Origin of the sequence: Sphaerotilus sp. (assembly GCF_041083715.1) — a bacterium.
Lineage (GTDB): Bacteria > Pseudomonadota > Gammaproteobacteria > Burkholderiales > Burkholderiaceae_C > Sphaerotilus.
This window is the reverse complement of sequence record NZ_JBFPGY010000242.1, coordinates 1-8,314: the sequence shown is the minus strand read 5'-3', so window position 1 is coordinate 8,314 and position 8,314 is coordinate 1. Positions and strand designations below refer to the sequence as shown.

The window sequence follows — 8,314 nt, the reverse complement described above, 5'->3', positions numbered from 1 at the left end:
ACTGTTTCTCTGCAGGTGGTGCGCGACGGCAGTGACGCCACCGCAGTCCAGTCCGCACTCAAGCAGGTGCTCGACGCGGCCCTGAACGAGACACGCAGGCTGGCGGACCCGGTGGGCATGGCCGTGCGCACGGAAGGATTCAACCTCTCGCCGCGCTATGGCCGCGATGGCAAGCCCAATGGGTGGACCGGCACGGCCGGCCTGGTGCTGGAAGGCAAGGACATCGCCCGCGTGGCCACGGCGGCGGGCAAGCTGACGGCGATGGCCATCGTCGGAACCGGCTACAGCCTGTCCCGGGAGTTGCGCGAACGCAACGAGGCGGAACTGACGGCCCAGGCGATCCAGAAATTCCGCGCACGGGCGGACGCCATGGCGAAGCAGTTTGGCTACACCGGCTACCAACTGCGCGAAGTGAGCGTGCAGTCCAGCGACGGAGATCTGGGCGGGCACCCACCGATGGCGATGGTGCGGGCCACCGCGCTGCAGGCCGATGCGGCGCCACTGCCAACCGAAGCCGGCAAGGGCCTGCTCAGTGCCACCGTGCAAGGATCGGTGACGCTGACGCGCTGAGGGGCTGGCTTACTGGGCCGTCCAGCCGCCGTCCACGTTCCAGGCCACGCCGCGCACGTTGTTGCCGGCGGGCGAGCACAGGAAGACGGCCAGTTCGCCCAGCTCTTCCGGCGTGGTGAACTGCAGCGAGGGCTGCTTTTCACCCAGCAGGCGGCGCACGGCCTCCGTGTTGTCCACGCCGTCCTTGGCGGCGCGGGCATCGACCTGCTTCTGCACCAGCGGCGTGAGCACCCAGCCCGGGCAGATCGCATTGCAGGTCACGCCGGTGGTGGCGTTTTCCAGCGCAGTCACCTTGGTCAGGCCGACGACGCCATGCTTGGCTGCCACATAGGCCGCCTTCTGCGTGGACGCCACCAGGCCGTGGATCGACGCGATGTTGATGATGCGGCCCCAGTTCTTCGCCTGCATGGACGGCAGCGCCAGCCGCGTCGTGTGGAAGGTGGCGCTGAGGTTGATGGCGATGATCGCGTCCCAGCGCTCCACGGGGAAGTTCTCGATCGGCGCCACGTACTGGATGCCGGCGTTGTTCACCAGGATGTCCACGCCGGCGAATTCGGCCTGCGCGTAGGCCATCATCGCCTCGATCTCGGCGGGCTTGCTCATGTCGGCCCCGTGGTAGCCGACCTGCACGCCCAGCGCAGCCACTTCCGCCTTCGGTCCGTCGACATCACCGAAGCCATTGAGAATGACGTTCGCGCCCTGACGTGCCAGACACAGCGCCACGCCCAGCCCGATCCCGCTGGTGGAGCCGGTGACCAATGCGGTTTTACCTTTCAGCATGAATTCATCCTCTGGTGGTTGGTTAACATCCATTATCGGGCTCGAATCCGAGCCATCCCTGACACAGTCCCCCATGACCGAACCCCGCCTGCACCACGTCACCTGCGCCAATCCCAAGGGCCTGCACCGCATGGCCTACTGGGAATGGGGCGCGCAGGACAACCCCCGCGTGGTAGTCTGCACCCACGGCCTGTCCCGCCAGGGCCGCGATTTCGACACGCTGGCCCAGGCGCTGTCTGCAGATTTCCGGGTCGTCTGCCCGGACGTCGTCGGGCGCGGTCGGTCGGACTGGTTGCCGGACCCGATGCTCTACGCGGTGCCCACCTATGTGGCCGACATGGTCACGCTGCTGGCGCGGCTGAATGTCGAGCAGGTGTCGTGGGTCGGCACATCGATGGGCGGACTGATCGGGATGTCGCTGGCATCGTTGCGCGCCCAGGGCACGGCATCCCCGATCAGCCGTCTGGTGCTGAACGACGTCGGACCGGTGATCGAGTTCGCCTCGCTGCAGCGCATCGGCACCTACCTGGGCGCGCCGATGCGGTTCCCGTCGGTCGAGGCCGGCGCAGACTTCCTCTGGAGCATCTCGCAGAGCTTCGGCCCCCACACCCGTGAGCAATGGCTGGCACTGAGCCGACCGCAGTTCAAGCCGGCGCCCGAGGGCGGCTGGATGTTCCAGTACGACCCGGCGATTGCCGTCCCGTTCCGGGCGTTCACACCCGAGATCGCGGCGTTCAGCGAAGCCATGCTGTGGAAGGCCTACGACAGCATCACCGCGCCGACGCTGCTGGTGCGTGGCCAGGACTCGGATCTGCTGTCTGCCGACACGGCCCGCGCCATGGGCCAGCGCGGCCCGAAGGCGCCGTGCGTGGAGTTCGCTGGTGTCGGACACGCACCGACCCTGATCGCCGATGACCAGGTCGCCTGCGTGCGCGCGTTCCTGCTCGCCTGAGGTTGCCCGCGTGAAAAGCACCCGCCTCGAATCCGCCGAGGCCGCCGCACCCATCGTCCTGCTGGCGGCGGACGCGACCAGCGACACCGGCGAGATCACCTCGTTCGCGCAGGAGATGGACCGGCTCGACCGGGCGCGCCAGTTCGCGCAACCGCTGCTGGCCAACAGCCGCTTCGACACCGGCGAGAACGCGCTCGACCATGCCGATGGTGTCGCCGAGATCCTGCGCACCATCGGCGCAGCGCCGTCGATGCAGGCGGCGGTCTATCTGGTGTATGCCGGTGATTACCTGAGCGAGCCGGAAACCGTGGTCGAGCAGGCGTTCGGTGCTTCGTATGCGAGCCTCGTGACACACACGCGGCAGCTCGTGCGCATCCAGCGCAATGCACGCAACGCCTGGACGGACGAAACCGACCGCGAACTGCTGGCCGAGCAGCTGGAGCGGGTGCGCAAGATGCTGCTGGCGTTCTCGCGCGACTTGCGGGTGGTGCTGCTGCGTCTGGCGTCGCGGCTGCAGACACTGCGTTTCTATGCGGTCACCAAGGCGCCGTGCCCGGTTGCACTGGCGCGCGAGGCGCAGCAAGTGTTCGCGCCGCTGGCGAGCCGGCTGGGGATCTGGCAGATCAAGTGGGAGCTGGAAGACTTGGCGTTCCGTTTCCTGCGACCGGACGACTACAAGCGCATTGCCACGGAGCTGGCCGAAAAGCGCACCGAGCGCGAGCAGGGCATCGACGCCGCGCGGGACCATCTGGCACGCGAACTGGCGCAGGCCGGCCTGCACGCAGAGGTGTTCGGCCGCCCGAAGCACCTGTATTCCATCTGGAAAAAAATGCAGGGCAAGCAGCTCAAGCTGTCCCGCGTGTTCGATCTGCGGGCGCTGCGGGTGATCGTGGCCGCGGTGCCGGACTGCTACGCGGCGCTCAGCCGGGTGCACGAGGTCTGGCGGCCGCTGCCGGAGGAGTTCGACGACTACATCGCCCGGCCCAAGCCCAACGGCTACCAGTCGCTGCACACGGTTGTGCTCGACCATGAAGACCGGCCGCTGGAGATCCAGATCCGCACCCGCGAGATGCACGACCACGCCGAAAGCGGCGTGGCGGCACATTGGGCCTACAAGGAAGCGGGCACCAGGGGTTATGCCGGTGTGAGTGCCGCCGGCGACTTCGAAGGACGGGTGGCACAGGCGCGGCGCGCGGTGTTGCAGCAGCTGCTGGCGTGGGAGCGCGACTTCATCGGCCACAACACGCCTGCCCAGAGTTTTTTCGAAGAACGCATCTACGTCTTCACGCCACAGGCCCGGCTGATCGAGCTGCCCGCCAGCGCCACCGCGGTCGATCTGGCCTACAACCTGCACACCGACCTGGGGCACCGTTGCAGGGGCGCGCGCGTGGACGGCCAGATGGTGCCGCTGAACACGCCCCTGGTGAGCGGCCAGACGGTCGAGGTGATCACGACGAAGGAGGGCGGACCATCGCTCGACTGGCTCAACCCGCAGTTGGGCTATCTGAAGAGCCAGCGGTCGCGTGCCAAGGTGCGTGCCTGGTTCAACGCCCGTGCGCTGCAGGAGACGATTGCCCGTGGCCGCGAGGCCGTCGATCGGCTGCTGCAGCGCGAAGGCAAGACGGCGGTCAAGCTCGATGATCTGGCCGGGCAGCTCGGTTTCCGCAATGCCGAGGCGCTGTTCGAGGTGGTCGGCAAGGACGAATTCTCGCTGCGCAACATCGAGAGTGTGCTGCGGCCGCCTGCGCCGGTGGTGCCGCCGACACCCGAGTCCGAAATGCCGCTGTTCAAACCGGCGGCGGCCGGTCCTGGCGGGCGCAGCACGGTGCTGGTGGTCGGCGTCGAGTCGCTGCTCACGCAACTGGCCCATTGCTGCCGCCCGGCGCCACCGGACGCCATCGGCGGCTTTGTCACCCGAGGCAAGGGTGTGGCCGTGCACCGTGCCGATTGCGCCAACCTGCGACAGCTGGCGGGCCGCAATCCGGAGCGCCTGATCGATGTCCAGTGGGGCGAGACCGCACCCGTGCAGGGGCGACCGGCGGTCTATCCGGTCAACATCTCGGTCATGGCCCATGATCGGCAGGGGCTGCTGCGGGACATCTCGGAAGTCTTTGCCCGCGAGAAGTCCAACGTCATCGGCGTGAATACCCAGACCGTCCGCGAGACGGCACGGATGACCTTCACCATCGAGGTCAGAGATTCCTCCGCATTGGCCCACGTGCTGCGCCAGGTGGGAGAAGTGGACGGGGTTCAAAGTGCAAGAAGAAAATAATCGACCAAAAACGATTGACGTAATCCAAAAATACGCTATAGTTCGAGGCTCTTCAGGCGCATAGCTCAGTTGGTTAGAGCACCACCTTGACATGGTGGGGGTCGTTGGTTCGAATCCAATTGCGCCTACCAGAAGAACCTGAAAGACCGCCGCAAGGCACCCCAGGCGCATAGCTCAGTTGGTTAGAGCACCACCTTGACATGGTGGGGGTCGTTGGTTCGAATCCAATTGCGCCTACCAGATTGGAAAATTGAAAAGGCGCTGACAGGCACTGTCAGCGCCTTTTTCGTTGTTCGCGCTGTCGCACACCGTCGTACCCGTTGATTTGGGTGAAGTCCGGGGCAAACCCTAGCGAAAGGGCGCACCAAGGGCTGCCTAGAATCTTTGTGCACACGCACAGGACACAGGAGAGAGTTGCATGCCATCGAATCGCCGCGCCGCGGAAACGGCCACAGGTCAGCCCGACGGACCGCGCGTACTCAAGAAATACCCGAACCGCCGCCTCTACGACACCCAGACGAGCAGCTACATCACGCTCACGGACGTCAAGCAGATGGTGCTGGACGCAGAAGTCTTCGAGGTACGGGATGCCAAGTCCGGCGAGGAACTGACACGCAGCATCCTGCTGCAGATCATCCTGGAAGAGGAAAGCGCCGGCATGCCGATGTTCTCGACCCAGATGCTGGCCCAGCTTATCCGGTTCTACGGCCACACCATGCAGGGGATGATGGGCGAGTACATGGAGCGCAACCTCCAGGGCTTCGTCGATCTGCAGAAACGCTTCGCCGACCAGACCGGTGGCCTCTACGAAGGCAAGGCGTTCAACCCGGAAGCCTGGGCGAAGTTCATGGCCATGCAGCCCCCAGCCATGCAGCACATGATGAGCAACTACTTCGACCAGTCGAAGTCGATCTTCACGCAGATGCAGGAACAGATGCAGAAGCAGGCCGAGACCTTCTTTCCCGGCATGGCGGGATTCACGCCGCCGCCCGCCAAACCTTGACCGAGGGTCAGGTCTTCAGCCAGGGCTTGAGCACCGGCCAGATGTTGTCAAGGATGCGCGGGTGCGCTGTGGCATTCGGGTGAAGCCGGTCCGCCTGGAACCAGCGCACAGGATCAGGGTCATCCGCGATGCCGGCCAGCAGGAAGGGCACCAGCGCAGTTCTCTCCGACTTCGCCACCGCGCCGAACATCGCGAAAAAATCGCGCGTATAGGCCCCGCCGTAATTCGGCGGCACCTGCATCCCCACCACCAGTACCTTGGCTCCAGCCGCCTTGGCCGCCTGGGCGATGGCCACGAGGTTGTCCTGGCTGCTCTTGAGGGGCAGGCCGCGCAGCGCGTCATTGCTGCCCAGTTCGATCACCACGTGCGTGGGCCGGTGCTGCGAGAGCAGGGCGCCGATGCGCGCCCGCCCGCCCGACGTCGTGTCGCCGCTGATGCTGGCATTGACAATGGTCGCCGTGATCCTGTCCTGTGCCAGCCGGGTTTCCATCAGCGCGACCCAGCCGGTGCCGCGTGCCAGGCCGTACTCGGCCGACAAGCTGTCGCCGAGCACCAGGATGCGGACCTCGCGGCCAGTCGGCGCCGCCATGCCCGGCGAGCAAGCAACTCCGAGCGCCACGCAGGACACCATGCGCACGATACAGTCGCGGCGCGTCCAAACAGTGGTGTCATCAGGGTTCAGCATGGGTGTAGCGATCATTGAAGTAACCGGCGTCAGCAAGCGCGTCCGGGATTCCGCCGGGGAGCTGACGATTCTGCACGAGATCAGTTTTCAGCTCGCGCCGCGGGAATCGGTGGCAATTGTCGGTGCATCGGGGTCGGGGAAAAGCACGCTGCTCTCGATCCTGGCCGGGCTGGACACACCCAGCGACGGCACGGTCCGGCTCGACGGCATCGACCTGTTCGCACTCGACGAGGATGCACGTGCGGCAGTGCGCGGCGAACGCATCGGCTTCGTGTTCCAGAGCTTCCAGCTGATGGGCCACCTGAGCGCGCTGGAAAACGTGATGCTGCCGCTGGAACTGCGCGGCGAGCGCAACGCGCGGGCGCTGGCCACCGAGATGCTCGGCCGGGTCGGACTGGGACAGCGGCTTGGACACTATCCCAAGCTGCTGTCCGGTGGCGAGCAGCAACGGGTCGCGCTGGCGCGGGCCTTCGTGGTGCGGCCGGCATTGCTGCTGGCCGACGAGCCGACCGGCAGCCTCGACCATGCCACTGGCGAGTCGGTGATGCAGTTGATGTTCGAACTCAACCGCGAAATCGGTACGACGCTGATCCTGGTGACCCACGATCCACGCATCGCAGAGCGCTGCGATCGGCAGATCCGGCTGGAAGCCGGTCGCATGGTCTGAGCCTGCGCTGCGCTACCATCGGCGCTATGTCAGGAACACTACTTTTCGGTTTCCACGCAGTGCAGGTGCGTCTGAAGACGGCGCCCGAATCGGTGCGTGAGGTCCACATCGACACGGCCCGCCGTGATGCGCGCATGCGCCAGTTCATCGAGCGCGCGCAAGCCAGCGGTCGCACCATCGTCGAAAGCGATGGTGCCCGTCTGGACAAGCTTGCGGGCACGACGCGCCATCAGGGCGTCGTGGCACGGGTCACGGTGCTCGCCGTGAACCACTCCCTCGACGACCTGCTCGACAGCGTCGAGGGCCCGCCGCTCGTGCTGCTGCTGGACGGCGTGACCGACCCGCACAACCTGGGCGCCTGCCTGCGGGTGGCCGATGGCGCGGGCGCGCACGCGGTCATCGCCCCGAAGGACCACGCCGTCGGCGTCAACGCCACGGTGGCCAAGGTGGCCAGCGGAGCGGCCGAGTCGGTGCCGTACTTCATGGTGACCAATCTGGCGCGCACGATGGGCGAGCTGAAAGAGCGCGACATCCTCGTCGTCGGCACCAGCGACGATGCCGAACAGTCGATCTACGACCTGGATCTCACCGGGCCGGTGGCGATCGTGCTGGGCGCCGAAGGCGCGGGCATGCGGGCGCTGACACGCAAGACCTGCGATGTGCTGGTCCACATCCCCATGCACGGGGCGGTCGAAAGCCTGAACGTGTCGGTCGCTTCGGCCGTCTGCCTCTATGAAGTGCTGCGCCAGCGTTCGCACCAAGGAGAGGCAGCATGACGGCCGCACGGCCTCGCCACCGGTCCATCCCTGCGCTCGCGCTGCTGCTGACCGCCGTTGCACTGGCTGGCTGCACCCAGGAAAAGCAGAACGAGATCCGCCGCAGCGTGCAGAACTGGACCGGCACGAATGGTGTGCTGGAGGTCTATGCGGGTGACAAGCTGGTCAAGCGCTTCATCAAGATCGACAAGATGAGCACCGCCTATGGCACCGACGACAAGCTGCCGCGCCCCTACCGCTACGGCTACGGCGTGCTCGACGAGAACCTCAACGGCACGCAGGACGAAGGCGAGAAGCGCGTCTACTTCGAGATCAGCGACTACTCGACGGCGTATGTGTTCTACGAGAGTCCGCGCTGATTGATGCTGGCTGATCAGGCCCAGTCCAGCGCGCCAGCCACCGCGCCCAGGCCGATCAGCCACATCGGACTGACCTGGGTCCGCAGCATCACGACAACCGTGAGCACGATCATCACAAGACCACCCGGTCGGCCGTGGCCCAGCACCGGCTGCGACAGCACCCACCCGGTCGACAGCAGCAAGCCGACCGTCAAGGGCGTCAGCCCGCTCGTGAACACGCGCACCGCCGGATGGTCCGGTCGACGCTGAC

The 8,314-nt window shown here is 66.1% G+C and carries 10 protein-coding genes and 2 tRNA genes; 9 read left to right on the top strand and 3 right to left on the bottom strand.

Going from position 1 to position 8,314, the window contains the following annotated elements:
* A partial coding sequence (locus AB3X43_RS10750) for an SIMPL domain-containing protein (RefSeq protein ID WP_369429839.1) occupies window positions 1–570 on the top strand: 570 nt, incomplete at its 5' end.
* 9 nt (window positions 571–579) lie between these two features.
* On the opposite strand, the gene AB3X43_RS10745 is transcribed toward AB3X43_RS10750, so the two are convergent.
* The gene (locus AB3X43_RS10745) at window positions 580–1,350 is read right to left on the bottom strand and encodes a 3-hydroxybutyrate dehydrogenase (protein WP_369429838.1); all 771 of its coding nucleotides are present in this window, start codon (window positions 1,348–1,350) and stop codon (window positions 580–582) included.
* A gap of 73 nt (window positions 1,351–1,423) precedes the next feature.
* Between AB3X43_RS10745 and AB3X43_RS10740 the strand changes: the two genes are divergently transcribed.
* From AB3X43_RS10740 to phaR, 5 genes are all read left to right on the top strand, one after another.
* On the top strand, window positions 1,424–2,302 hold the full coding sequence (locus tag AB3X43_RS10740; protein ID WP_369429837.1) for an alpha/beta fold hydrolase: 879 nt from the start codon (window positions 1,424–1,426) through the stop codon (window positions 2,300–2,302).
* 10 nt (window positions 2,303–2,312) lie between these two features.
* Window positions 2,313–4,574: a RelA/SpoT family protein gene (locus AB3X43_RS10735; protein WP_369429836.1), complete on the top strand. Its 2,262-nt coding sequence runs from the start codon at window positions 2,313–2,315 to the stop codon at window positions 4,572–4,574.
* A gap of 54 nt (window positions 4,575–4,628) precedes the next feature.
* A tRNA-Val gene (locus tag AB3X43_RS10730) sits at window positions 4,629–4,705 on the top strand.
* Between the two features lie 32 nt (window positions 4,706–4,737).
* Window positions 4,738–4,814: transfer RNA gene (locus tag AB3X43_RS10725), tRNA-Val, on the top strand.
* Window positions 4,815–4,992: 178 nt separating this feature from the next.
* Window positions 4,993–5,577, top strand: coding sequence for a polyhydroxyalkanoate synthesis repressor PhaR (gene phaR / locus AB3X43_RS10720; RefSeq protein ID WP_369429835.1), 585 nt, complete (start codon window positions 4,993–4,995; stop codon window positions 5,575–5,577).
* Between the two features lie 7 nt (window positions 5,578–5,584).
* On the opposite strand, the gene AB3X43_RS10715 is transcribed toward phaR, so the two are convergent.
* Entirely contained in the window at window positions 5,585–6,166 is a 582-nt protein-coding gene (locus AB3X43_RS10715; RefSeq protein ID WP_369429834.1) for an arylesterase, read from the bottom strand.
* A gap of 94 nt (window positions 6,167–6,260) precedes the next feature.
* On the opposite strand from AB3X43_RS10715, the gene AB3X43_RS10710 reads away from it, so the two are divergent.
* Genes AB3X43_RS10710 through AB3X43_RS10700 form a run of 3 tightly spaced genes read left to right on the top strand, consistent with a single transcriptional unit; the run spans window position 6,261 to window position 8,064 of the window.
* On the top strand, window positions 6,261–6,929 hold the full coding sequence (locus tag AB3X43_RS10710) for an ABC transporter ATP-binding protein (protein ID WP_369429840.1): 669 nt from the start codon (window positions 6,261–6,263) through the stop codon (window positions 6,927–6,929).
* A 26-nt stretch (window positions 6,930–6,955) separates the two neighbouring features.
* A complete protein-coding gene (rlmB, locus tag AB3X43_RS10705; RefSeq protein WP_369429833.1) occupies window positions 6,956–7,705 on the top strand; it encodes a 23S rRNA (guanosine(2251)-2'-O)-methyltransferase RlmB in 750 nt (249 codons plus the stop codon).
* The gene (locus tag AB3X43_RS10700; RefSeq protein WP_369429832.1) at window positions 7,702–8,064 is read left to right on the top strand and encodes a hypothetical protein; all 363 of its coding nucleotides are present in this window, start codon (window positions 7,702–7,704) and stop codon (window positions 8,062–8,064) included. The genes rlmB and AB3X43_RS10700 overlap by 4 nt, the downstream gene beginning before the upstream one ends.
* Window positions 8,065–8,078: 14 nt before the next feature.
* Here AB3X43_RS10700 and AB3X43_RS10695 read toward each other — a convergent pair.
* Window positions 8,079–8,314 (bottom strand): chromate transporter (locus AB3X43_RS10695; protein ID WP_369429831.1); only part of this gene is annotated, 236 nt, incomplete at its 5' end.

Coding starts and splice junctions, on each gene's coding strand:
- AB3X43_RS10745 (WP_369429838.1), bottom strand. CDS start 1,350: ATGCTGAAAGGTAAAACCGCATTGGTCACCGGCTCCACCAGCGGGATC.
- AB3X43_RS10740 (WP_369429837.1), top strand. CDS start 1,424: ATGACCGAACCCCGCCTGCACCACGTCACCTGCGCCAATCCCAAGGGC.
- phaR (WP_369429835.1), top strand. CDS start 4,993: ATGCCATCGAATCGCCGCGCCGCGGAAACGGCCACAGGTCAGCCCGAC.
- AB3X43_RS10715 (WP_369429834.1), bottom strand. CDS start 6,166: ATGGCGGCGCCGACTGGCCGCGAGGTCCGCATCCTGGTGCTCGGCGAC.
- AB3X43_RS10710 (WP_369429840.1), top strand. CDS start 6,261: ATGGGTGTAGCGATCATTGAAGTAACCGGCGTCAGCAAGCGCGTCCGG.
- rlmB (WP_369429833.1), top strand. CDS start 6,956: ATGTCAGGAACACTACTTTTCGGTTTCCACGCAGTGCAGGTGCGTCTG.
- AB3X43_RS10700 (WP_369429832.1), top strand. CDS start 7,702: ATGACGGCCGCACGGCCTCGCCACCGGTCCATCCCTGCGCTCGCGCTG.